Annotated in this window: 1 pseudogene; it reads right to left on the reverse strand. The window is 54.4% G+C overall.

The annotated features are described in order from the left end of the window. Window positions 1–621: pseudogene (locus tag I6F28_RS37075) on the reverse strand (reverse transcriptase domain-containing protein); the annotation flags it as partial.

Raw genomic sequence — 621 nt, forward strand, 5'->3', positions numbered from 1 at the left:
CGAATGCATAGTGCAGAACCAAATTTGCGAGCAGCGGTGAAACCACCGAACCCTGAGGGGTTCCGCGTGTTCTCTCCACAGGGATTCCGTCTTCTTTCTCCACGGGAGCTTGCAGCCACCGCTTTACGTAGAGACGAATCCAACTCAGTTCCGTGTGCTGGGCGACGGCCTTTTCGATTAGGTGCCAAGGAATCGAGTCGAAGAACGACTTGATATCAAGGTCGATAACCCAGTCGAATTTCCAGCAACGCTTTCGCGCTGTCCCCACTGCGTCAAGCGCCGAACGGCCGGGCCGATAGCCGTAGGAGTCCGGATGGAATATTCGTTCCATCGTCGGCTCCATAACCATTTTTGCAACCGTCTGAGCCACGCGGTCAGCTATAGAGGGTATTCCTAACGGACGCTTCCCTCCATTAGCCTTGGGAATTTCCACGAGACGGACGGGAGGCGGAAAGTATGTCCCCGACGACATTCGATTCCAGATCTTGTAGAGGTTCTCTTCAAGTCCTTTTCGAATTCCTCGATGGAGACCCCGTCCACACCCGCTGACCCGCGGTTCGCTTTCACCTGTTTCCAAGCTTCCCAAACGAGATGTTTGGGGATCTGATACGACTTTGCCTC

The organism is Bradyrhizobium sp. NBAIM14 (assembly GCF_020193895.1).
GTDB lineage: Bacteria > Pseudomonadota > Alphaproteobacteria > Rhizobiales > Xanthobacteraceae > Bradyrhizobium > Bradyrhizobium yuanmingense.